Origin of the sequence: Enterobacter cloacae complex sp. IR5412 (assembly GCF_049237385.1) — a bacterium.
Classification (GTDB): Bacteria; Pseudomonadota; Gammaproteobacteria; order Enterobacterales; family Enterobacteriaceae; genus Enterobacter; species Enterobacter intestinihominis.
This window is the reverse complement of sequence record NZ_JBMKHQ010000003.1, coordinates 386,854-412,147: the sequence shown is the minus strand read 5'-3', so window position 1 is coordinate 412,147 and position 25,294 is coordinate 386,854. Positions and strand designations below refer to the sequence as shown.

Annotated in this window: 12 protein-coding genes; 6 read left to right on the top strand and 6 right to left on the bottom strand. The window is 57.5% G+C overall.

From position 1 onward, the window contains the following. The first annotated feature begins 6 nt into the window (after positions 1-6). From ACOTX2_RS08185 to ACOTX2_RS08175, 3 genes are all read left to right on the top strand, one after another. Positions 7-15,108, top strand: a complete 15,102-nt coding sequence (locus ACOTX2_RS08185; protein WP_421625907.1) for an Ig-like domain-containing protein — start codon at positions 7-9, stop codon at positions 15,106-15,108. Positions 15,109-15,284: 176 nt separating this feature from the next. Beyond that, positions 15,285-17,450, top strand: coding sequence for a type I secretion system permease/ATPase (locus ACOTX2_RS08180; RefSeq protein WP_022648065.1), 2,166 nt, complete (start codon positions 15,285-15,287; stop codon positions 17,448-17,450). After that, positions 17,447-18,622, top strand: a complete 1,176-nt coding sequence (locus ACOTX2_RS08175) for an HlyD family type I secretion periplasmic adaptor subunit (protein WP_100148796.1) — start codon at positions 17,447-17,449, stop codon at positions 18,620-18,622. The genes ACOTX2_RS08180 and ACOTX2_RS08175 overlap by 4 nt, the downstream gene beginning before the upstream one ends. A 33-nt stretch (positions 18,623-18,655) precedes the next feature. Here the strand turns inward: ACOTX2_RS08175 and ACOTX2_RS08170 are convergent, their stop codons facing one another. Then, complete coding sequence (locus ACOTX2_RS08170) at positions 18,656-19,540, bottom strand: hypothetical protein (protein WP_023300064.1); 885 nt, start codon at positions 19,538-19,540, stop codon at positions 18,656-18,658. Positions 19,541-19,826: 286 nt separating this feature from the next. Here ACOTX2_RS08170 and ACOTX2_RS08165 point away from each other — a divergent pair, with 286 nt between their 5' ends. Next, positions 19,827-21,284 (top strand): EAL domain-containing protein, encoded by a 1,458-nt coding sequence (locus ACOTX2_RS08165; protein WP_063147350.1) that lies wholly within the window; start codon positions 19,827-19,829, stop codon positions 21,282-21,284. An 84-nt stretch (positions 21,285-21,368) separates the two neighbouring features. On the opposite strand, the gene ACOTX2_RS08160 is transcribed toward ACOTX2_RS08165, so the two are convergent. The 5 genes from ACOTX2_RS08160 to ACOTX2_RS08140 all read right to left on the bottom strand — a co-directional run bounded on the left by ACOTX2_RS08160 (position 21,369) and on the right by ACOTX2_RS08140 (position 23,579). Continuing rightward, the gene (locus tag ACOTX2_RS08160) at positions 21,369-21,647 is read right to left on the bottom strand and encodes a biofilm development regulator YmgB/AriR family protein (protein WP_075208094.1); all 279 of its coding nucleotides are present in this window, start codon (positions 21,645-21,647) and stop codon (positions 21,369-21,371) included. 23 nt (positions 21,648-21,670) lie between these two features. Further along, on the bottom strand, positions 21,671-21,970 hold the full coding sequence (locus tag ACOTX2_RS08155; RefSeq protein ID WP_023306164.1) for a hypothetical protein: 300 nt from the start codon (positions 21,968-21,970) through the stop codon (positions 21,671-21,673). Between the two features lie 112 nt (positions 21,971-22,082). Next, positions 22,083-22,322, bottom strand: coding sequence for a regulatory protein YcgZ (gene ycgZ, locus ACOTX2_RS08150; RefSeq protein ID WP_003857265.1), 240 nt, complete (start codon positions 22,320-22,322; stop codon positions 22,083-22,085). 192 nt (positions 22,323-22,514) lie between these two features. Further along, complete coding sequence (locus ACOTX2_RS08145; protein ID WP_003857263.1) at positions 22,515-22,787, bottom strand: DUF883 family protein; 273 nt, start codon at positions 22,785-22,787, stop codon at positions 22,515-22,517. A gap of 186 nt (positions 22,788-22,973) precedes the next feature. Next, positions 22,974-23,579 (bottom strand): hypothetical protein, encoded by a 606-nt coding sequence (locus ACOTX2_RS08140; RefSeq protein WP_063147349.1) that lies wholly within the window; start codon positions 23,577-23,579, stop codon positions 22,974-22,976. 243 nt (positions 23,580-23,822) lie between these two features. On the opposite strand from ACOTX2_RS08140, the gene ACOTX2_RS08135 reads away from it, so the two are divergent. Together ACOTX2_RS08135 and ACOTX2_RS08130 are read left to right on the top strand one after the other, a co-directional pair. Then, positions 23,823-24,098, top strand: a complete 276-nt coding sequence (locus ACOTX2_RS08135) for a metal/formaldehyde-sensitive transcriptional repressor (RefSeq protein ID WP_003857256.1) — start codon at positions 23,823-23,825, stop codon at positions 24,096-24,098. 32 nt (positions 24,099-24,130) lie between these two features. Further along, entirely contained in the window at positions 24,131-25,249 is a 1,119-nt protein-coding gene (locus ACOTX2_RS08130; RefSeq protein WP_017693450.1) for an S-(hydroxymethyl)glutathione dehydrogenase/class III alcohol dehydrogenase, read from the top strand. Positions 25,250-25,294: the final 45 nt, after the last annotated feature.

The following is a 25,294-nucleotide window of genomic DNA, read 5'->3' as shown; positions in this document are numbered from 1 at the left end:
CAGACGATTGGCGTCGATACCGCTGCGCCAGCAATTTCTGTCGACACAATCGCCCAAAACAACATCATCAACGCGGCTGAACATAATCAGCCGCTGACGCTGACCGGAAAAACCGATGCGGAAGCGGGCCAGATTGTGACGGTCACGCTGAACGGCAAAAATCACACGGCGACCGTGGGCAGCGACGGCACCTGGTCCGTTACGCTTTCGGCCAGTGAAGTACAGGCGATGGCTAACGGCGAGCACACCCTGACGGCAAACGTCAGCGACAAAGCGGGTAACGGGGCCTCCACCACCGCCGATTTCACGGTCGATACCGCAGCGCCAGTGGTCACTATCAACACTGTCGCGGGCGACGACATTCTGAACACCAGCGAGCAGGGGCAGGCTCAGATTATTTCCGGCCAGGCGAACGGCGCGGCGGCGGGCGACGTTGTCACCGTGACCGTTGGCGGCAAGACCTTTACCGGTGTCGTCCAGGCGGACGGCAGCTGGAGCGTCGGCGTGCCTGCCTCTGTCATTGGCGCGCTGGGTGAAGGTAGCCACAGCATTTCGGTCTCCGTGACCGATGCGGCGGGCAACACCGGCAGCGCGACGCACGGCATTACGCTCAGCGGCAACCCGCCGGAATTCACCCTTGACCCCATCAGCCAGGATAACGTCCTGAATGCGCAGGAGGCCATGCAGCCTCTGAGCCTGAGCGGGACCAGTAATCTGCCGAACGGCAGCGCTGTCACCGTGACGTTGAACAACGTTAACTATCAGGCCACCGTTGAGAATGGTAGCTGGTCCGTTCAGGTGCCGGTTTCCGACGTGCTGGATCTGGCGAATACCCTTTACACCGTGAGCGTCAGCGGCACCGACAGCGTGGGTAACAGCGGCTCCGCCGAGGCGAATCTGCTGGTCGATACCGCGCTGCCGCAGGTGATCCTCAACTCCTTTGCCGGGGATAACCTGGTCAATAACGCCGAAGCGGCGGTTGACCAAACCCTCAGCGGACGCGTCACCGGCGCGGCGGCGGGCGATACCGTCTCTGTCACCGTGGGCGGCAAGAGCTACACCGCGACGGTTGGCAGCGACCTGAAATGGAGCGTGACCATCCCATCGGCCGACCTTCAGGCGTTTGGCGACGGCGATTTAACCTTCAGCGCCTCTGTCACCAATGCGCACGGCAACACCGGCACCGGCGAGCGTGATATCAACATCAACGCCGAACTGCCGGGCCTGCGCGTGAACACGATCTCTGGCGATGACGTGATTAACGCCATTGAACAGCAGCAGGATCTGGCCGTGACCGGCTCCAGCACTCATCTGGCCGAAGGCACACAGATCACCGTCACCATCAATAATGTTGAATACGTCACCACGGTTAACGCCAGCGGCAGCTGGCAGATTGGCGTGCCGTCAGCGGACCTGCAGGCATGGACGGCGGGAGGCATGACCGTCAGCGTCAGTGCGGAAGATGCCTGGGGCAACACCGTGGCGGCTGAACACCCGATCGAGCTTGACCTGAACGCGGTGGCCGTCACCATCGATACCGTAACCACTGACGATATGCTCAACGCGGCGGAAAAAGGCGCGGATGTCACGCTTTCCGGTCAGACGCAGGGCGTAGAGGCCGGGCAAACCGTGGTGGTGAAATTCGCGGATCAAACCTTTACCGCACAGGTGCAGCAGGACGGCTCCTGGCGCCTGACCGTTCCGGCGAGCGCGATGGAAACGCTGATCGACGGGCGGGCGCAGGTGAGCGTCAGCGTGACTAACGTCAACGGCAACAGCGCGGACGCCTCACGCGTGGTGACCGTCGATACGCAGCCGCCAGCCATTACGCTTGATAACCTGACCGACGACAACATCATTAATGCGGCAGAAGCGCAGCAGGATCTGGTGCTCAGCGGCAGCACAACCGCTGAAGCGGGCCAGACGGTCACCGTGACGCTGAACGGTAAATCTTACCAGACCACGGTCCAGGCGGACGGTCGCTGGCAGTTGAACGTGCCTGCCGCCGACGTTGGCGCGCTGACCGATGGCAATGTCACCGTCACGGCCACCGTCAGTGACGTGGCGGGCAACAGCAGCAGCGCGGACCGCGTTGGGCTGGTGGATGCCACCGTGCCGCAGGTGACCATCAACGATTTCGTCACCGACACCAACACCGTTAACCAGCTGGCCCATTCACAGGCGCAGATCCTGAGCGGCTCCGTCACCGGCGCGGCGGCGGGTGATTTGGTCATCATCACCATCAATAACGTGGACTACACCACCGTGGTGGATGCGGCGGGCAACTGGAGCCTCGGCCTGCCTGCGTCCGTCGTTCAGGGGCTGACGGACGGCACCTGGACCATTAACGTCTCCGTGACCGATCGGTCCGGCAACACCGGCAGCAGTTCAGTGGATGTGGTGGTCAATACAGTCACGCCTGTAATCGGTATTAATACGCTGGCAGCGGATGACGTGATCAATGCGGCAGAGAAGGGCGAAGATCTGCTGCTTTCCGGTACCAGCAACCAGCCGGAAGGAACCACCATCACCGTTAATCTGAACGGTATCAACTATGCAGCCACCACCGACGCCAGTGGCAACTGGAGCGTTACCGTACCCGCCTCTGCGGTGAGCGCGCTGGGTGAAGCCAATTACACCGTGACGGCGAGCGTCACCGATAATGTGGGCAACAGCGCCTCTGCCACGCACGATGTGCTGGTGGACAGCTCGCTGCCGGTTGTTACCCTCAACAACGTCGCGGGCGACAATATCGTTAACGCGGCGGAAGTGGCCGCAGGGCAAACCCTGACCGGGAAAGTATCGAACGCGGCATCGGGCGATACCGTCACCATTATCATCGGCGGGCAGACATACACGGCTACCGTACAGGACGATCTCACCTGGAGCCTGCCGTTAACCCAGAGTCAGTTAACCGCGCTCGGCAACGGCGACCTGACCGTCTCGGCCAGCGTGACGAACGCGCACGGTAATACCGGATCGTCTTCCCTGGATGTCACCATTGACGCCCAGTTGCCCGGCCTGCGCATTGATACCGTCGCTGGTGACGACGTCATTAACGTTATTGAACACGCGCAGAACCTGGTTATCTCCGGCACCAGCACCGACCTGGCGGCGGGTAGCACCGTCACCGTGAGCATCAACGGCAAGAGTTATTCCGCCTCGGTACTGGCGGACGGCACCTGGCAGGCTGCGGTTCCGGCCGCGGACGTCTCCCGGTGGGCGGATGGAGCGCTCACCATCAGCGCCAGCGCGCAGGATACCTCCGGCAACCCGGTGAACATCGGTACCGTGGTGGATGTCGATCTCGCCCCGGTGGCGATAAGCATCAACAGCGTGACGGACGACAACGTGCTGAACGCGGCAGAAAAAGGCCAGGATCTGGTGCTGTCCGGCTCCTCCTCGAACGTTGAAGCGGGCCAGACCGTTACCATTATCTTTGCGGGTAAAACCTGGACCACGATGGTCGATGCCAACGGCGACTGGACCTGCACCGTACCGGCTGCCGAACTGAGCGGCCTGAAGGATGGCGACGCCAGCGTACAGGTCAGCGTAACCAACATGAACGGCAACGCGGCCTCTTCCTCGCAGGCATTCAGCGTCGATACCGCCGCGCCAGCGGTCACCATCAACACCATCAGCGGCGACAACATGCTAAATGCGGCAGAGGCGGCGCAGGACCTGACCCTGAGCGGGACGTCTACTGCCGAAGCAGGCCAGACGGTCACCGTGACCTTCAACGGCAATCAGTACACCGCCCAGGTGCAGGCAAACGGCAGCTGGACGCTGGATGTACCGGCGGCGGATCTGGCGGGGATCGCAGACGGTAGCGCGGCGGTCACGGCGACCGTGTCCGATAAAGCGGGCAACCCGGCCAGCGCGGGGGCGTCCGTGCTGGTCGACACTACCGTGCCGCAGATTACCTTCAACATTGTGGCGGGCGACGACATTGTTAATATTGCCGAGCACGGCCAGGCGCTGATTGTCACCGGCAAGGTGACGGGCGCGCAGGCGGGCGATGTGATTACCCTGACCCTGAACGGCAAAGACTACACCGCCATGCTGGACGGTGCCGGTAACTGGAGCGTGGGCGTTCCGGCGGCGGACGTGGGCGCGCTGGCTAACGGCGATCAAACGATCTCCGCCACGCTCACCGATAAAGCGGGCAACAGCACCAGCGCGACGCACGCGTTTGACGTCTCCCTGACCGCGCCGATCACTACCCTGGCGGTTGACGACGTGATCAACGCGACCGAGAAAGGTCAGGATCTGCTGGTCTCCGGCACCAGCAACCAGCCGGACGGGACCCGCATCACCGTAACCCTGAACGGTATCAGTTACGCCGCTACCACCGATGCCAGCGGTAACTGGAGCGTCACCGTTCCGGCGGCAAACGTCTCGGCACTGGGCGAAGCGAGCTACAGCGTGACGGCCAGCGTGACCGATACCGCGGGTAATAGCGCGAACACCAGCCATAGCGTGCTGGTCGACAGCGCGCTGCCGCAGGTCACCATTAATGCAGTTGCCACCGACGACGTGATTAACGCAGCGGAAGTGGCTTCCGGACAAACCCTGAGCGGGAAAGTGAGCGGCGCGGCGAGCGGTGACACTGTCACGATCGGTATCGGGGGCAACACCTATACCGCGACGGTTCAGGACGATCTGAGCTGGTCGGTTAACGTGGCATCTGACGTCTTAACCGCTATCGGTAACGGCGATCTCACCGTAACAGCGAGCGTGACCAACGGCCACGGCAACACCGGCACCGGCGAGCGCGACATCACGATTGATGCCAGCCTGCCGGGCCTGCGCGTGGATACCGTGGCAGGCGACGATGTGATCAACAGCATCGAGCATACTCAAAACCTGATTATCACCGGCTCCAGCGACGGGCTGGCGAGCGGATCGGCGCTGACGGTCACCGTCAACGGCAAAACCTACGTGGCAACCGTGCTGGCGGACGGCACCTGGACGGCGGCTATTCCGGCGGCTGACGTCGGCGCGCTGAGCGCAGGTACAGTCACCGTGACCGTTGACGGCCAGAGCGCGGCGGGTAATCCGGTTTCCATCAGCCATGACGTGAAGGTGGATCTGGCGCCGGTCGCCATCAGCATCGACGCCATCGCTACCGACGACGTGATTAACGCAGCCGAGAAGGGTGCGGATCTGGTGCTGTCCGGCTCGACCACCAACGTGGAAGAAAACCAGACCGTTACTATCATTTTCGGCGGTAAGACCTATAGCGCGACGGTGGATGCCAGCGGCCACTGGACGGCGACCGTACCGTCTGCCGATTTGGGCGGACTGAAAGACGGCGACACCAGCGTGCAGGTCAGCGTCACCAACGTAAACGGCAACAGCGCCTCAGCGGGCCGCGAGTACAGCGTGGACGCCACCGCGCCGACGGTGTCCATCGAGATCGTCAGCGACAACAACATCATCAACGCGGCCGAAGCGCAGCAGGATCTGGTCGTTAACGGTGTCTCCAACGCCGAAGCGGGTCAGACCGTGACCGTGACGCTGAACAACGTGGACTACACCACCACCGTACAGGCGAACGGCAGCTGGAGCGTCACCGTACCGTCTGCGGATATCGGCGCGATTACCGACGGCGATTACACCATCACGGCAGCCGTCGCGGATAAGGCGGGTAACCCGGCCTTGGCGGACCGCGATGTGCTGGTGGATACCACGGTGCCACAGCTGACCATTAACACCGTTTCCGACGACGACGTGATCAACAGCGCCGAGCATGCGCAGGCGCTGATTGTCACCGGTTCCGTGACCGGTGCGGAGGCGAGCGACGTGGTGACCGTCACCATCAATAACAAAGATTACACGGCGACCCTGGACGCTTCCGGCAAGTGGAACGTGGGCGTGCCTGCGGCGGACGTGAGTGCTCTGACCGCCGGGGATCACACCATCACCGCGGCGCTGACCGATAAAGCCGGAAACAGCAACAGCACAACGCACGAGGTTGAAGTCAACCTCACCGCGCCGGTGCTGACCATTGACACCGTGTCCGGTGACGATGTGATCAACAACACCGAGAAAACCCAGGATCTGACGATCTCCGGTACGGCTTCCGGCCTGGCGACAGGCGCGGTGGTGACCGTGATACTGAACGGCAAAGCGTACAGCGCCACGGTAGCTACCAATGGCCAATGGACCACCACCGTTCCGGCGAGCGAGGTGGGGCAACTGGGTGAAGCGCTTTACACCGTGTCGGCCTCCGCGACGGACAGCGTCGGCAACAGCACCAGCACCTCGCACACCGTGAACGTGGAATCCGTTCTGCCGGGCGTGATTATCAACACCGTGGCAGGTGACGACGTCATTAACGCGGCGGAGCTGGCAACCGGCCAGATTATCAGCGGTAAGGTGGTGAATGCCGAAGCAGGCAACACCGTGACCGTGACCATTGGCGGCAACAGCTACACCGCAACGGTGCAGAGCGATCTCACCTGGTCCGTTAGCGTGCCGGAGTCTGTGCTGACCGCGCTGGGCAACGGCGATTTAACCGTGTCAGCCAGCGTCACCAACGGCGTGGGCAATAGCGGAACGGGCGAGCGCGAAATCGTGATAGACGCGAATCTGCCGGGCCTGCGCGTGGACACCGTGGCGGGCGATGACGTGATTAACAGCATCGAACACGGGCAGAATCTGATTATCACGGGTTCAAGCGACGGCCTGACGGCGGGTACGGCGCTGACCGTCACCGTAAACGGTAAAACCTATGCGGCTACCGTGCTGGCAGACGGCACCTGGAGTGCGGCGATCCCTTCTGCGGACGTGAGTGCCCTTGCCGCAGGCACGGTCACCGTGACCGTTGAAGGCCAGAGCAGCGCGGGCAATCCGGTGACTATCAACCATGATGTGACGGTGGATCTGGCAAACGTCGCCATCAGCATTGACGCCATCGCTTCCGATGACGTGATCAACGCCGCCGAGAAGGGCGCGGATCTGGTGCTCTCCGGCACCACTGCGAACGTGGAGGAAAATCAAACCGTCACCATCGCCTTCGGCGGCAAGAACTACACCGCCACGGTGGACGCTGAGGGTAAATGGACCGCCACTGTGCCATCTTCGGATCTGACCGGTCTGAAAGAGGGTGATGCCAGCGTGCAGGTAAGCGTCACCAACGTGAACGGCAACAGCGCCTCGGCGGGCCGCGAGTACAGCGTGGATGCTACCGCGCCGTCCGTGACCATCAACACGATTGCCACAGATGATATCCTCAACGCCTCAGAAGCGCAGTCAGACCTGGCAATTTCCGGCACCAGCACCGCCGAAGCGGGCCAGACGCTGACCGTATCGCTGAACGGCAAAGATTACACCACAACCGTCAGCGCCAACGGCAGCTGGACGCTGAACGTTCCGGCGGCGGATCTGGCAGGATTAACCGACGGCAGCGTGACGGTCACTGCCTCAGTCAGCGACAAGGCGGGTAACCCGGCATCGGTTGATCACACTCTGATGGTGGATGTGACCGTTCCGACTGTGACCATCCACACCGTGGCAGGCGACGACGTGATTAACGTGGCTGAACACAAGCAGGCACAGATTATCAGCGGCTCCGCCACCGGCGCGGCGGCGGGCGATAAGGTCACCGTCACGATCGGCGGCCAGACTTACACCACCGTGCTGGACGCGGCGGGTAACTGGAGCGTGGGCGTTCCGGCAAATGTGATTTCAGGCCTCAGCGACGGTACGGTGACCGTCACTGCGTCTGTCACCGACGCGGCGGGCAACACCGGCAGCGGCACGCATAATGTGACCGTCGATACCGGTCTGCCGTCGGTCAGCTTCAACGCCATCAGTGATGACAACGTCCTGAACGCCGTTGAAAAAGGCCAGGACCTGAGCGTCAGCGGCACCAGCGCCAACCTGGCGGAAGGCACCGTGGTGACCGTCATTCTGAACGGTAAAAACTACACGGCGACAACTGCGGCAGACGGCACCTGGAGCCTGACGGTTCCGGCGGCGGATCTGGCCGGTCTCGGTCAGGCCAGTTACACCCTTAACGCGACCGCCACCAACGGCGTGGGCAACAGCGTGAGCAATACCGCGAACCTGCTTGTCGACACCGCGCTGCCAACCGTCACCATCAACACCGTGGCGGGCGACAACGTGATTAACGCGGCGGAAGTGGCTGCGGGGCAGACCCTCAGCGGCAGGGTAACGAACGCTGAGGCGGGCAACACCGTGACGGTGACCATCGGCGGCAACAGCTACGCCGCGACGGTGCAGAGCGATCTGACCTGGTCCGTGAACGTGCCTGAGTCGGTTCTGACGGCGCTGGGCAACGGCGATTTAATGGTGTCAGCGACCGTCACTAATGACCATGGCAATACGGGAACGGGCGAGCGCGATATCACTATCGACGCCAGCCTGCCGGGGCTGCGCGTGGATACCGTGGCGGGCGATGACGTGATCAACAGCATTGAGCATGGTCAGAATCTTATCGTCACTGGCTCAAGCGATGGGCTGGCGGCGGGCACTACGCTCACCGTGACCCTGAATGGCAAGACCTATGCCGCGTCGGTACTGGCAGACGGCTCCTGGACCGCGGCGATCCCGGCGGCAGACGTGGGCGCTCTGGCCGCAGGCACGATGACCGTCACCGTAGCGGGCCAGAGCGCGGCGGGAAATCCGGTCTCCATCAGCCACGACGTCACCGTCGATCTGGCAGCCGTGGCGATCAGCATCGATGCCATCGCCACCGACGACGTGATTAATGCGGCGGAGAAAGGCGCGGATCTGGTGCTTTCCGGCAGCACATCCAATGTGGAAGAGAACCAGACCGTGACCATCACCTTTGGCGGCAAGTCTTACACCGCCAAAGTCGATGCCGACGGCAACTGGACGGCGAACGTGCCTTCCTCGGATCTTGCGGGTCTGAAAGACGGCGACGCCAGCGTGCAGGTGAGCATCACCAACGCGCACGGCAACAGCGCCTCTGCGGGCCGCGAATACAGTGTAGATGCCACCGCGCCAACCGTGACGATTGACACGGTCGCAGGCGACAACGTGATCAACGGCAGCGAAGCGGCTGCGGGCGTGGCCATTTCCGGCACCACCACGGCGGAAGTCGGTCAGACGGTAACCGTAACCTTCGGCGGGAACAGCTACACCGCGCAGGTTCAGCAGGGCGGCGTCTGGAGCGTTAACGTGCCGGGCACAGACCTGTCCGCCCTGGCGGATAACGGCTACACCGTGCAGGTGAGCGTGAGTGACGCCGCGGGTAACCCGGGCAGCGCGGGCAAAGCGATTACGCTTGATACCACGCCGCCGACCGTCAGCTTTAACGTCGTGGCGGGTGATGACGTCATCAACAGCGTGGAGCACGGGCAGGCGCAGATCGTCAGCGGCACCGCAACCGGCGCCAGCGTCGGCGATAAGCTGATTATCACCATCGGTTCGAATCAGTACACCACCACCGTTGACGCCAGCGGTTACTGGAGCGTGGGCGTTCCGGCCAGCGTGATTTCCGCACTGACCGACGGCACCGTAACCCTCAGCGCGACTATCACCGACAGCGCAGGCAACAGCAGCACTCAGACCCATGACGTGGTGGTAAATACCGCATCGGTCGCGCTGACCGTCAACACCCTCAGCGGTGATGACGTGATCAATGCGGCAGAAGCGGGCGCGTCGCTGGTTATCAACGGTTCCAGTGCGCAGTTCGCCAGCGGCACGCAGGTCACTATCACCCTGAATGGTAAGAGCTATACGGCCACCATTCAGAGCGACGGCGCCTGGCAGACCACCGTTCCAGCCGCCGACGTGGGCGCTCTGGCCGACGGCGCGAGCTACCAGGTTTCTGCTTCGGCGCAGGACAGCGCCGGGAACAGCGCCTCGGCGACGCATACCATCAGCGTGGACACCACCGCGCCGGTGATTAGCGTGAACACGTTGTCGGGCGACGACGTGCTGAATGCGGCGGAAGCTCAGCAGCCGCTCACCGTACACGGCTCTTCCAGCGCGGAAGCAGGCCAGACGGTGACCGTCACGCTGGGCGGAAAAACCTACACTGCGCTTGTCGGCAGCGATGGCACCTGGACGCTGGACGTTCCGGCGGCAGACCTGGTCGCACTGAGCCAGGGTGCGCTGACGGTGACCGCCGTGGTCAACGATAAAGCCGGTAACAGCGGCCAGACGACCCATACCTTAACGGTCGATACCGTCGCACCAGCCGTCACCATCAGCACCGTGGCCGATGACGATATCGTCAACAACGCCGAGCTGCTGGCGGGGCAGACTATTAGCGGGACCACCACCGCGGAGCAGGGCCAGACGGTGACCGTCTCCTTCAACGGGCACAGCTATCAGGCGACCGTTGGATCAGACGGTTCGTGGTCGGTCTTCGTGCCGGGCCGCGACTTCCTCGGCCTGAGCGATGGGGATTACACCATTACGGCTACGGTGAGCGATAAGGCGGGTAACCCGGGCAGCGCAACACACGACATGACGCTGAACGGCGACGTGCCGACCATCGTCATCAACACCTTTGCCCAGGACGATATCGTCAACGCCGCCGAGCACGGCACGCCGCTAATTGTCAGCGGTACCACCGACGCGCCTGCGGGCCAGACGGTGACCATTACGCTTAACGGTAAAACCTACACGGCTACCGTTCAAAATGACGGCACCTGGAGCTATACGGTCGGCAGCGCAGACGTGACCGCGCTGGCGGACGGCGGTTCGTACATGATCAATGCGCAGGTGAGCAACGCCATCGGCAACAGCGCCAGCGATAACCACAGCGTCACCGTGGATCTCACCGCACCGTCAATGGGGATCAGCATTGATTCCCTGCAAAACGATACCGGCCTGAGCGCGAGTGACTTCATCACCAACGATAAGCAGGTGGTGGTGAACGGTTCCCTGACCGCGCAGCTCGGTAATAACGAGAAGGCGCAGATCAGCCTCGACGGCGGCGTCACCTGGATTGACCTGACCGTGACCGGCACCACCTGGCGTTACACCGATGGCCGCACCCTGACGGACGGTACGTACCCGTACCAGGTGCGCGTCATTGATAACGCGGGCAACGTCGGGGCAACGGACAGCCAGGACGTGGTAATCGATCTGACGAAGCCTGCGGCGACGAGCATTACCGTGGATTCCGTCTCGCAGGATACCGGCCTGTCCGACAGCGACTTCATTACCAGCGACAACCAGATTAGCCTGAAAGGGACGCTCGGCGCGGCCCTGGGCAGCGGCGACCACGCGCAGATCAGCCTGGACGGTGGCGCGACCTGGACTGACGTGAGCGTCAGCGGACTGAGCTGGACCTACGTTGATGGCCGCACGCTGGCCGACGGAGACTACAACTACCAGCTGCGGGTGATTGACGACGCGGGGAATATCAGCGCCACCACCAGCCAGGTGGTGACCATTGATACCGTCGCGCCGGACGCCAGCAAAACGATCGCTATCGACAGCATCAGCGACGATACCGGCCTGAGCAGCAGCGACTTTATCACCAATGATACCTCCCTGACGCTGCACGGCTCGCTCGGCGCAACGCTGGCCGACGGCGAATATGCCCAGATTAGCATCGACGGCGGAGTCAGCTGGCAGAACGTGATCGTCACCGGCAACAGTTGGTACTACGTGGACGGCCGCACGCTGGGTAACCAGACCTATGACTACTACGTTCGCGTAGTGGATGCGGCGGGCAACGTGGGTGCCAGCGCTCATCAGCAGGTGACGGTCGATACGGTCGCGCCGGATGCGGCGATTACGGTGACCGTGGATAACATCACCGTCGATACCGGCTTCGACAATAACGACTTCCTGACCAGTTCGACCTCGTACACGCTCAACGGGACGCTCGGGGCCGAACTCGGGGCGGGTGAGTATGTGCAGGTGAGCATGGATGGCGGCACTACCTGGGTTTACGCCACGGTAAGCGGCACCCGGTGGAGTTATAACGACGCGCGCACCCTGGCCGACGGCGACTACCGCTATCAGGTGCGGGTTGTCGATCAGGCGGGCAACGTCGGGGCCACCACCACGCAGGACGTGACGGTGGATACCCAGGCGCCGCAGTACGGCATCACCATTGACAGCATCAGCGAAGATACCGGGCAGTCCGGGAGTGATTTCATCACCATGGACACCTCGCTGACGATCAACGGCTCGTTGGGCAGCGCGCTGGCCAGCGACGAGCGCGTACAGATCAGCCTCGACGGAGGCAATACCTGGATTGACACTGCCGTCACTAACCAGCGCTGGAGCTATACGGATACCCGCGATCTGGCGGACGGGGATTACACCTGGCAGGTGCGGATCATCGACCAGGCGGGCAACGTCGGCTCAACCTCTTCGCAGGTGGTAACGGTTGATACCACGCCGCCTGAAACGGTGGGAACGGTGGTCAGCTATACCGACGGGGAAGGTGAACGTACGGGCACGTACGGCGCATCAGTCGCGACGGACGATACCTCACCACTGATCAACGGTACGCTTAACCGTGCTCCGGAAGACGGCGAAATCGTGCAGCTTTACCGGGACGGGATCTTGCTGGGTCAGGTCACAATGAACGGCAGCGCAAGCTGGTCCTATCAGGACAACGGCCTGCTCGACGGGAATCACACTTACATTCTGCGCGTCACCGACAAAGCCGGTAACTACACGGAATCGGATGGCTTTGTGCTGAACGTCGATACCAGCATCCCGACCACCACGGCGGCGATTACTGCCCAGACCACCTCGGATACCACGCCGATTATTAATGGCACGGTGTCTGCGGACCTGGTGAATGGGGAGTACCTGGTGGTGATGGTGAACGGGAAAACCTATACGTCGCAGACCGGCGGCGCGGTGGTAGTCGACCCGGATCACAATACCTGGTATCTGCAGATCCCGGACAGCGATGCCCTGAGCGTGGCGAACTACGACGTAACCGCGCAGGTGAAGAGTAGCGCGGGCAACGGTAACACCACTGGTACGGCAACCGGCAGCCTGGTGATCGATACCACCTCGGTGAATACCGACTGGGCGACCACTGCGGGTAACCTGAATAACTCGACTATGACGGTCGGCACGAACAGCAGCGGCCTGTGGAATATCATTGCTAACGGCCAGTCTTACTCCAGCAGCGATAGCTCGACCTATGCCGGCAATACGCTGAGCAACACCCGTGGCTATTACGTGGTGAGTCAGACCGCCGCCGACTTTGACCGTAACGGCACCCAGGATATTTTCGCAACTGAGAACACCTACGCGGGTTCTACGCAGGTGATGTGGACCTACGATGGCAGCAGTTACACCGCCAGCCAGCTGGCAATGGGGACCACTATCTGGTACGGCGGCGTAATTGCCTACGATAAAACCGGGGATGGCTATCTGGATCTGGCCTACGGAGATGCCGGTATGGACTCCCTGACCTACCTGGTTAATACCAACGGCGTTCTGTCGCCGGACGGCACCGGCGGGGAAGGTGGATTCTACGGCCAGTTCGATTCCGGACGTGAAATCTCCGGCGTCGACCTGAACAACGACGGCACCGTGGACATCGTGCAGCACACCAACCGCAGCGGGGCGTACTCGCTCACCGTGATAAACAACAACGGGAACGGTACGCTCTCCATTGGCCAGAACCTGACCAACGTGTTTGTGGCCAACGCCTCGAATACCACCACGGCGGCGTCCATGACGTGGGCGGACTTTAACGGCGATGGCTACATGGACCTGTACCTGGGCAGCAGCTACAACAACAACGGCGGGGTGATTTACTACAACGACGGTACCGGGCAGCTATCCACCACCAGGAGCGCGGTGGAAGCCTCTAACGCCACGGCGGGCTATTTGTCGGTGGCGGTGGACTGGAACGGCGATGGGCAGATGGACATCATCAAGCTCAGCACCTACGGCGGCTCGCAGACGGCAACCTTGTTCACCAACAACGGCTACGGCTCAACCTGGACTTCAAGCCAGCTTGCGTCAGGGCTTGCTAACGTCACCGGCGTCGCCGCGGTGGACTACAACTGGGATGGTGCGCAGGATCTGCTGGTGTCTCAGCAGAATGGCAAGGTGGTGCTGGTGCAAAACAGCAAAACCATTGCTGACGGTACCGCGATGCATCTGCACATTGTCGATAGCGAGGGCATCAACGCCTACTACGGCAACACGGTCAATCTGTACAACGCCGCGGGCGTACTGGTGGCCTCGCAGATCATCAACGCCCAGTCCGGCATTGGCTCGAATGATACCTCTGCGCTGGTAAGTTTCTACGGGCTGGATCCGAACGAAACCTACTCGGCGGAGATCGTGAAGATCACCAACGGCGTGTCGGATAACGTCACCTGGACCGGCCTGGACGCGAGCAACGGCAAAGAGGGTTATGTTCTCACCGCCGAAGCGGCCACCGGCGGCCACAACGGAACCATTACCGGAACCGGGTATAACGACACCTTTATCGCAGAGGATGGGAGCTATACCTATAATGGCTCCGGCGGCTGGAATACCCATTCCGACTACGACACCTGGAGCAATACCGGCGGCATGGACGTGGTGGATTACCGCAATGCCACCTCTGAGATAACTGTTGATTTGCGCCTCTCAACGGCGCAGGACACCGGGTTCGGTACCACACGGTTGTTGAATATTGAAGGGATTAACGGCTCCGACTATGACGACGTGATCACCGGCAACAGCGGTGATAACCAGTTCGAAGGCCGCGGCGGTAACGACACCTTCAACATCGGCAGCGGCGGTCAGGACACGCTGCTCTATAAGCTGATCAACGCGTCTGACGCGACCGGCGGCAACGGTAGCGATGTGGTGAACGGCTTTACCGTCGGTACCTGGGAAGGGACGGCAGACACGGACCGCATCGATCTGCGTGACCTGCTTTCCGACAGCGGCTATACCGGCACCGGCTCGGCGAGCTACGTGAACGGCGTGGCGACGCTGGACAGTAGCGCGGGCAACATTGCTGACTACATCCGCGTGGTGCAGAACGGCAGCAACACCGAGATCCAGGTTGACCTCGACGGGACGGGCGGCCAGTTCTCGCCAACCACCCTGGTGACGCTGAACGGCGTGCAGACGGATCTGGCGACGCTGCTGGCAAATCATCAACTGTTAATTGCGTAAAACAACGCCGCGGGGAGCGATCCTCGCGGCTTTTTGCGTTTCTTTACATTAATAGCCATAACCCTCTATTTCACAAGATTATTTTGCGGGCTCGTTTAGGCAACGTTCGATTTCTAATCATCTCGCAAAGGTATCATTTCAGTGCGAAATCATCGCCCTGAACAGGACGTAGCATTATGAAGACACATCCACAGTACGAACCCTGGTTGCAGGGCATGCTCATCATCGCTAAGCACTATCGGCTGGATTTTTCGGCGGAGCATGTTCGGGTCACGATTAACCATGAAAGCCAGTCTTCGCGCCAGCTGGTGCTGGAGGAGATGGCGCGCCAGCTTGGGCTGGGGATGCGTTGGGTAGCGGCGGAAGCCGTATCGCTCGACCCGTGGCGCTTACCGCTGCTGGCGGAGTTCACCGGCGGGCAAATCGCGGTCATCAACCGTATGGACAACGAAGGGAACATCAGCGTGCAGTTCAGCGGCGACGGCGGCCTGGAGACGACGCTGACGCGTGACGAACTCGGTTCGCGGTTAAAAGGGCTGATGGTGCTGCGTCCCCTGGAGTCCACGCCGGATGCGCGCGTGGATGATTACATCAAACCCTATGAGAAAAACTGGTTCTGGCAGCTGGCGCTGAAAGACTGGCGTCGTTACAGCGATATTATGCTGGTGGCGCTGGTCGCCAACGTGCTGGCGCTCTCCGGCATGGTCTTTTCCATGCAGGTGTATGACAGGGTGGTGCCGTCCCAGTCGGAGGCCACGCTGTGGGTGCTGTTTGGCGGCGTGATGATCGCTATCGTGTTTGAATTCATTATGCGCATGCTGCGGGTGCATATTTCGGATGTGGTAGGGAAACGCGCCGACCTGCGTATTTCCGAGCGCGTGTTTGCCCACGCCCTGCGGATTAAAAACGGCGCACGGTCGAAATCGACCGGGTCGTTTATCGCCCAGATCCGCGAGCTGGAGTCGGTGCGGGAGCTGATCACCTCCACCACCATTGCAGCCATCTCCGATCTGCCGTTCTTCCTGCTGTTCGTCTTCATTCTGTGGATGATTGGCGGCCCGCTGGTGCTGGTGGTGCTGCTGGCCGTGCCGCTGCTGCTCATTCCCGGCCTGCTGGTGCAGCGCCCGCTGGGAAAACTCTCCAGCGAAGGGATGCGTGAATCGGCGATTCGTAACGCCACGCTGGTGGAAGCGGTGCAGGGGCTTGAGGACATCAAGCTGATGCGCGCCGAGCAGCGGTTCCAGAACCAGTGGAATAACACCAATGACGTTGCCGCCAGCGTCGGCATGAAACAGCGCTGGCTGACGGGGCTGCTGCTGACCTGGACCCAGGAGGTGCAATCTATCGTCTACGCCGTGGTGCTGCTGGTGGGCTGTTACCTGGTCATCAGCGGCGACATGACCACCGGTGCGCTGGTGGGCACCTCGATTCTGGCGTCCCGCACCATTGCGCCGCTGTCGCAGATTTCCGGCGTGCTCTCCCGCTGGCAGTCAGCAAAGGTGGCCCGCAAGGGACTGGATGACCTGATGCAGCGTCCGATTGACGATCCCCAGCACGGCAAAAAAGTGCATAAAGCCCACCTGCGCGGTGATTATCAGCTGGACGACGTCGGGTTTTATTACGACGAAGAAGAGAAGCTCACCGTGCTGAACGTCAGCAAACTGCGCATTCGCGCCGGGGAGCGCGTGGCGGTGCTCGGGCGGAATGGCTCGGGGAAAAGCACTTTGCTGCACCTGCTGGCGGGAATGCAGGAGCCACAGCAGGGCAGCATTTTGCTGGACGATATTGCTCTCAATCATCTTGACCCGGCTGACGTACGCCGCGATATGCAGCTGCTCAGTCAGCAGGCGAGGCTGTTCTTCGGCTCCGTACGCGACAACATCCTGATGGGTAATCCGCTGGCGACAGACGAGGAAATCCATCAGGCGCTGGTCAATAGCGGCGCGCTGGAGTTTGTGCGCAAGCAGAAAATGGGGCTGAACACCATCATCAACGAGGGCGGAATGGGGCTTTCCGGCGGGCAACGTCAGGCGCTGCTGCTGGCCCGCGCGCTGATCACCTCGCCGAATATTCTGCTGCTGGATGAACCCACCGCCTGGCTGGATGAGGTCAGCGAGAAGCAGTTTATCCAGCATCTGCACCAGTGGCTCGGTAAGCGCCGGACGCTGGTGGTGGCGACGCATCGTCTGCCGATTCTGGACCTGGTTGACCGCATCATCGTGCTGGAAAACGGCAAAGTGGTGATGGATGGCCCTCGTGATGCCATTTTACGCCAGCACGGAATGGCCCCGCAGCAGGCGCCGCAGCGCACGGTTAAACTGAAAACGGAGGGCGTGGCATGAATGATTTCTCCCGCTTTAATAGCCGACTGAAGGAGCCCCGCCTGCCGCGATCGTCGCTGGTGGCATGGTCGCTGTTTGCCCTGCTGGTGGTGTTTATTACCTGGGCCAGCCTGTTCCAGCTGGATGAGTTCACTACGGGCAGTGGCAAGGTGATCCCGTCCTCCCACGAGCAGGTGATCCAGTCCCTGGAAGGGGGGATTATCCACAGTCTGATGGTGCGCGAAGGCGATATCGTCGAGCGTGGTCAACAGCTTGCCCAACTGGACCGGACGAAAACCGAGTCCAGCGTGCTTGAGAGCGAGTCTCGATTAAATGCTGCGATGGCGACAGCCGCGCGTCTGAATGCTGAAGTGAACGACACCGGGCTGACATTCCCGGCAGAGCTGGATGACGACGTTGAGCTGGTTAAACAGGAAACGGCGCTTTACCAGTCTCGTCGCGAAAGCCTTGAAAAAGGGCTGGCGGGTTTACGCCAGGGAGCGGATCTCGTGCAGCGTGAACTGGCATTAACGCGCCCGCTGGTGACGCAGGGGGCAGCCAGTAAGGTCGAAGTCTTACGCCTTGAACGCCAAAAAAATGAGCTGGAGAGCAAAATCACCGAGATGAAAAACCAGTACTACGTTCGCGCCCGCGAAGAACTGGCGAAAGCGAACGCGGAAATCGAAGCGCAGCGTTCGGTGATGAAAGGGCGCGAAGACTCACTCACCCGCTTAACGTTTAATGCGCCGGTGCGTGGCATCGTGAAAGACATTGACGTGACGACGGTTGGCGGGGTGATCCCGCCGAACGGCAAACTGATGAGCCTGGTACCGCTTGATGACCAGATGGTGATAGAAGCGAAAATCTCGCCGCGCGATGTCGCGTTTATCCATCCCGGGCAAAAAGCGCTGGTGAAAATCACCGCTTATGACTACTCCATTTACGGCGGGCTGGAGGGGGAGGTGACGATGATTTCACCGGATACCCTTCAGGACGAGGTGAAACGGGATGTTTATTATTATCGCGTTTATATCCGTACAGACAGTAACCATCTGACTAACCGGCAGGGCAAGGAATTCCCGGTGTTTCCGGGCATGATAGCTACGGTTGATATCAAAACCGGCAGTAAATCCGTCATTGATTATCTGCTGAAACCGTTAAATAAGGCAAAAGAGGCGCTGCGCGAGCGATAAAAAAGGCGTTCAGCAAGCCGAACGCCCGTCAGATCAGAGTGTAGACGTCATGTTGACAGCATGGCGTCGTTCTTTTGGCACCACATTGATGTAATGTGTGACATAGGCAAAATATAAACCGGCATAATTTTCGACAAGTTCGATAAATGCCGGGTAAATGGACATCCGGCCATCGCCGCGATCTTTAAGATAACCTGCCTCCTGTGCCGATTTGATAATGCGGTTGACGTGAATACGCGAGACGAAAAATTCTTTTGCAAGTGTGCTGGCTGAATACGCTATTATGGCACCGTATGCTGTTTTGTTTTTAATGGCCTGCAAATAGAGATAGAGCATAATCATCCGGCCACCATCCTTATCAATAAATAAACCCACCTCCGGAAGTACTTTACTGAATGTTAATCCGCGGAAAAGGTATTCTGCGGCGCGCCGGAAAAAGTTGTGCCTGAGTGTGTCATTGTCCAGAAGATTAACATTAATGTTGAATGTCGGATAAAGAATGCTAACAGGCGTGAACGCCCCGGACATATAGCGTTTAAGCTCATCCAGTCCTTTTTCCGTAGGCGCGATTTTTGTTTTTCGCCGATCTTCGGTACAGCGCCAAGTCTTAATTCGCCCGGTGGTTTTAAGTATGGTGATGATCGCAATAACGCTGTTAGGGCTGGCGATATTATAGCGTGAGCACAGTGCCTTAATCTCCGAGACCGACTCAGCCTGATTGCCAAAAACAAAACAACATATTGAGAGTATTATATTGAACCGTGATTCCTGAAGCATCGTTTTGTAGAACAGGGGTTGTTTTTTATAAATGGCGTCATTGATTCTGTAGTGTTCTATTATAGCTTCACTAAATCGCGGGTTGTTTTTAATGACATCCCGTCGATGTAGCAAAGCTCTGGATGAGATGTGATTATCCATAGCATTTTCTCTTTTTTGTCTGAGCCGATGAGAAGAAGTGTCCGGACTTCTTTTTCGGAATTTTCATTATACCTTGAGAAAGTCCTGGTTACTGTTGTTATATGAAAAGAAAATGATATTTATGCTGCATATGGATGAGTCGGTTGATTAACGCAAAGATGTTCATGTGCATAACATTGATAACGGTTTATTAACCAAATGGGGTGCGGTAAAATTATTCAATGCGACAAGGAATATTGGCTTTAATTACATATGGGAATGATGTTTGTATTCTCAGGAGCAGGTTATGTCTCAAAATTTACCCTCTGTGCAAGGTACTTGCTACAAGCAACGGTTTGTTATTTCAGCCTGCGGTTTCACCTTTGAAGGGTATAGCCTGCTTCTGAAATCTCGAGGCGTACACGCCACGCGACTCCATTTTGAAGAGGATGAAATATGTTCCGTTGACGTTGAAAAAATGATGGAAAATCAATCGCCCGAGGTTTCGGTTTTCCTTGGTCGTGACGTTGCTACTTTTCTTGAAAGCCTGAAGCGCTTGGTATCCGTTCTGAATGCACTGCCGGTGATTTGCAGGGTCACCCTGTATGGTGCACTACCTGAGCGATGGCTTAATGCAACGTTGAGAAGTCTCGTTAATAATACAAAAAAGCTTTCCACGATCAGGGTAGAGAATATTACAGAAATAATGGGCTTTGTAAAAAATGAGACAGATGAGCGTGCTGGCCCTTCACGCTTGTTGCGTAACGTACCGGACAAGGAGGGTAAAGAAAATTTGCATGGGTTAACACATCGCGAGTTAACCGTGCTACTGAATTTCTATCGGGGTATTTCCATAAAAGAGCAGAGTAAGAGGTTAGGGCTGTCAGATAAAACTATTTATACCCATCGCAAGGTGGGTTTGGGTAAATTATATATTATCAGAGTATGGTTTAGCGACTCTCGCGTTTTCAGAGATGAGGTTTGTGCAGGAAAAAATAAAACAAAAGTGTTTTCGGAAACGGAAATAGATATATTACAAGCGTTACATAAACGGGAAATCTTTGCGGCTTATCAAATTATCACTGATAGTGATAAAAAAGGAGTTGGATTTGAAATCCTGCTGCGCTGGCATAAAAAAGGTGAGATCCTGAAGCCAGCCTATTTTCTGGGAGGGATAAAAAATAGTGAAATATGGCTCAAGCTAACGGCGTTAGTCATCCATGCGGCCGTATCAGGTATCAATAAATACAATGGAAAATATTATTTTTCAATTAACATTCCTCCTCAACTTGCTTCGGGAAACGCGCTGCCGGGGATGGCCAAAAAGGCCGTCGAAATGTTACTCAAACCGCAGTGGGCCGGGAAACTAGTCTTTGAACTAGCTGAAACGATTGACGTAACAAAGGATAAAAATATTCCCGAAACACTCCAGCGTTTACGCGCCGAGGGATGTCGGCTTTTTCTGGATGACTGTTTTTCAAAATATCATGCTATGCTGCCCATCAGACTGATTAATGTTGATGGACTAAAGCTTGATCGCGATATTGTTGAGCACTTTGTGGCTAACGACAAAGACTATAGCATTATTAAAGCGATACAGGTTTACAGCGACATGACGGGGACCGAATGCGTTGCGGAAGGCGTCGATAGCGAAGAAAAATTTGAAAAACTTGTCGCGTTAGGGGTTAAGCGATTCCAGGGTTATTATCTTTCCCGCGCGGTTAAAGAAGAAGAGTTGGATCGAATGGTACGGCTATTTAGTTAACGGCTTCATATGCTGGTGGTACGACAGACTACAGTATTCGACCACCAGTAAAAAACACTCACTCACCGTCGCAATAGTGTATTCTCAGATATCATCACGCGTAAAGCCGACAACAATTTCAAGTGTGTTGCGAATGACATCGCAGGCTTCAGGCTCCTCGGTAATTTCAAGGGCGTGAATCAGTTGCAGGATGATCTCTTTATTCGAAAGGTTGTCACCGGTCAGCATAATACAGCGTATTGCCGAGCCTAACACTTCAACTTCACCACTGAGATGCTTTCCAGCATTAAGAAAGTGTTCCGCCAGTCCTTTATCGTGCAGGGCTTCAAAATTATACGTCTGGTGCATAGTCGCTTTACTCATGGTGGTCACCGTCTCGGTTAAAATTAGTGTTTCTTATTTGGGCTCAGAAGCGTGTTGTGAGTAAAGAGAGAGCGCATGCGGCCAATTTCATAATCGCCCATCACTCTTCCCCGGTCGTGCGATACGCCGGTTACACGCTGGCGCACTTCATCTTCAGCGGCAATCAATGCATTTTTACGCTCATCATTTGATTCAACGTTAGCCATCGCCAGCAGGCGATTAGCAAGAGACGCAAAGGTAATAGGTCCGTTCTCTTTCAGTATGGATAATACGGCCTCACCGATAAGGTCATCCTTAAGTCGTTCAAATTTAGTTCTATGCATAGCTTAATCTCACTCTGCTACACGCGGCTGTAGCATGGGGTTAGTCATCGCATCCAGATGCTCTATTCTCACTCAGCATGACTAACTTAGTAAGTTAAAAACAGTGTTCAGGTTAACGCTCGAAGAAGAGGGCTATCAAACCGTTATAGTGCGCTTTCTCAACGTCAGACGTTGATTCTTCAATTCTGCGCAACAGCTTTGTACAAATTGTCATTCTGCTCAGTTGTACATTTTCTTTGATGATCTCACTGACGATGGCACCAAGGGTTTCCTGCTGTGTTGGGACATTATCCTTGTTAAAATACAAGGTTATAGCGCTTTCTGCTGTAGAGGGAGCATGGTTGCGACGCATAATTTTCCACCGTTGACAAACAATTTTGTAACATCACTGGCATCGAATTTATACTATCCGGTCAAATCTGTACATCTAAATTGTACAAGTTTTTCGTGCGGTTCGGGGATTTGTCATAAGAACTATCAAAATTAGGGGGGGAAGAGAGGGAGAAAAACGTGGGGAAAAGAAAAGGCCCCGGAGGGCCTGAAATTATTTCCGTCCCAGCAGAAGTCCCAGAACGATGCCTACCGCACCCGCAGCGATTAAGCCCGTTAACGGGTTATTTCTGACGGCTTCAGTAACATCCGAGACGGCATCACTAGCCTGGGCAGCATATTTTTTCGCTGCACCTTTCACCTGATGTTTAGGGGAATCAACGAATTCACCAAACTGCTGCTGCGCAGAGCCGGATAATTCATCAAGTTTGTTTTTGGCTTTATCGCCAGCGTATTGTGCATTTTTATCAGTGTCGAAATCAGACATTCCAGCCTCCTTTTGTTGATAGTCTAAGGATAGACGCTGATGGCAAGAGTGAGAGAGAATTCGCTAAAATCGACGCCTGATTACCTCTTTTTAGGATATGTCTTTCTTACATGTCCACCATAACGCCCTAAGGATGGAGTGGATAAATATTTCCCTCGCCGTCTCTGTCTACGTAGCGGGAAGAGACTATTTCTCTCGTGCGTTAGCGCGAAAGGTAATGTAATAGCCAAGGGATGCGGCCAGGCACAGCATATAGCCGAACGATTCCGAACCTTCCTCCACGGCGTTTTTCACGACACGCATATAGCCATGCTCCAGAATGGCGTGCCACAGCACTTGCATCCCAAAGAGACGGGAGAAGACCAGTACAGCCAGCAGGCCGCTCAACAGAATACCGTACCAGGGGGATTGCGTGTATTTTGCCAGCTGTTCCAGGGTAGTGCGAAAATGCATAACGGGGCGAATTATAGCCAGCAGAGCGGTAATCAGCGCGAACCACACCCAACTCCCATGAGAAATGAGGTCAAAAAGCGCGTCCAGTTCACGAATTAACATCGTCAGGAAAAAACCGCCAACCAGTATATTACAGTAACGCATGGATTCATCCATTTTCGCCAGACAAAAATGGAGAAAAACGATAGTCGCTAATACCGTTTCCTGCATAATTTCGGTCAGTGATAATTCCGGAATATCATGGCCGACAAACCGCATATCAACCCAAAGACAAAGTATAATAAGCGCGCATGCGACCGCCGCGCCAACAAAGAATAAAAAGCTCTTTAGTACAATCATTAACACCACCATTTTGTTTGTAGCAGTATGTTAGGTGACGAGAATGTTATTTCTGTTCACATCGTGCCATATAAGTGCTGAATTTTAACATTACGAGCTAAATAGGATTCGTAGCGGCCAGAATAAACCCTAAATATCTTTTGTTCCTTGCCGGCGATGTGCTCATTGCAGCGTCTCTATCTTGTGGTTTACAGGGCAATAACATACGAGGTACCATACCCCCATATAGTATCAGGAGGGCGTATGCCGCATTCACCCGAAGATAAAAAACGTATTCTGACCCGCGTCCGCCGCATTCGAGGCCAGGTTGATGCCCTTGAACGCGCCCTGGAGTCGGGCGATCCCTGTCTCGCCATTCTGCAGCAAATTGCCGCCGTGCGCGGTGCTGCCAATGGCCTGATGGGTGAAATGGTTGAAATTCACCTCAAAGATGAGCTGGTGACGGGGGAGACCACCCCGGATCAGCGGGCAGTGCGGATGGCGGAAGTCGGCCATTTGCTGCGCTCTTATCTAAAATAAACCCACACACCTCACAACAAGGGAAAGACATCATGAAATCTCGCGCAGCTGTCGCGTTCGGCCCAGGCCAGCCGCTGAAAATCGTTGAAATTGATGTTGCTCCGCCGAAGAAAGGCGAAGTGCTGATCAAAATTACTCACACCGGCGTCTGCCATACCGATGCGTTTACCCTGTCCGGTGACGATCCGGAAGGCGTATTCCCGGCGGTGCTCGGCCACGAAGGGGGCGGTGTAGTGGTGGAAGTGGGTGAAGGCGTTACCAGCCTGAAGCCCGGCGACCATGTGATCCCGCTTTACACCGCAGAGTGCGGCGAGTGTAAGTTCTGCAAATCCGGCAAAACTAATCTCTGTCAGGCAGTGCGCGCTACGCAGGGCAAAGGTCTTATGCCGGACGGTACCACCCGTTTCTCCTATAACGGCGAGCCAATCTATCACTACATGGGGACCAGCACCTTCAGCGAATACACGGTGTGCGCCGAGATCTCACTGGCGAAAGTGAATCCGCAGGCCCCGCTGGATAAAGTCTGTCTGCTCGGCTGCGGTGTCACCACCGGTATCGGCGCGGTGCATAACACGGCGAAAGTGAAAGAGGGTGACACCGTGGCGGTGTTCGGCCTGGGCGGGATCGGTCTGGCGGTCATCCAGGGCGCGGTACAGGCGAAAGCTGGGCGTATCATTGCTGTGGATACCAACCCGGAGAAATTTAAGCTCGCAGGTGAGATGGGTGCGACCGACTTCATCAACCCGAAAGACTACGACAAACCGGTTCAGGACGTGATCGTTGAGCTGACCGACGGCGGCGTGGACTTCAGCTTCGAATGTATCGGCAACGTCAACGTGATGCGCTCAGCGCTGGAGTGCTGCCACAAAGGCTGGGGTGAGAGCATCATTATCGGTGTGGCCGGCGCGGGTCAGGAGATTAAAACCCGTCCCTTCCAGCTGGTGACAGGGCGCGTATGGCGCGGGTCGGCATTTGGCGGCGTGAAAGGCCGTACACAGCTGCCGGGCATGGTTGAAGATGCGATGGTCGGCAAAATTCAGCTCGACCCGTTCATTACGCACCGCCTGCCGCTGGAGCAGATCAACGAAGCTTTCGATCTGATGCACGAAGGAAAATCCATTCGTACCGTCATCCATTTCGGCGACAACTGATTATTCTGCCAGTGGTTTTTCCCGCTGGCATTTCTTCCCTGATCT

Bases quoted from the DNA above. Each gene is read 5' to 3' on its own strand.
- ACOTX2_RS08140 (WP_063147349.1), bottom strand. From the start codon at position 23,579: ATGATTGTACTAAAGAGCTTTTTATTCTTTGTTGGCGCGGCGGTCGCA.
- ACOTX2_RS08155 (WP_023306164.1), bottom strand. From the start codon at position 21,970: ATGCATAGAACTAAATTTGAACGACTTAAGGATGACCTTATCGGTGAG.
- ACOTX2_RS08175 (WP_100148796.1), top strand. From the start codon at position 17,447: ATGAATGATTTCTCCCGCTTTAATAGCCGACTGAAGGAGCCCCGCCTG.
- ACOTX2_RS08130 (WP_017693450.1), top strand. From the start codon at position 24,131: ATGAAATCTCGCGCAGCTGTCGCGTTCGGCCCAGGCCAGCCGCTGAAA.
- ycgZ (WP_003857265.1), bottom strand. From the start codon at position 22,322: ATGCGTCGCAACCATGCTCCCTCTACAGCAGAAAGCGCTATAACCTTG.
- ACOTX2_RS08135 (WP_003857256.1), top strand. From the start codon at position 23,823: ATGCCGCATTCACCCGAAGATAAAAAACGTATTCTGACCCGCGTCCGC.
- ACOTX2_RS08145 (WP_003857263.1), bottom strand. From the start codon at position 22,787: ATGTCTGATTTCGACACTGATAAAAATGCACAATACGCTGGCGATAAA.
- ACOTX2_RS08165 (WP_063147350.1), top strand. From the start codon at position 19,827: ATGTCTCAAAATTTACCCTCTGTGCAAGGTACTTGCTACAAGCAACGG.
- ACOTX2_RS08160 (WP_075208094.1), bottom strand. From the start codon at position 21,647: ATGAGTAAAGCGACTATGCACCAGACGTATAATTTTGAAGCCCTGCAC.
- ACOTX2_RS08170 (WP_023300064.1), bottom strand. From the start codon at position 19,540: ATGGATAATCACATCTCATCCAGAGCTTTGCTACATCGACGGGATGTC.
- ACOTX2_RS08180 (WP_022648065.1), top strand. From the start codon at position 15,285: ATGAAGACACATCCACAGTACGAACCCTGGTTGCAGGGCATGCTCATC.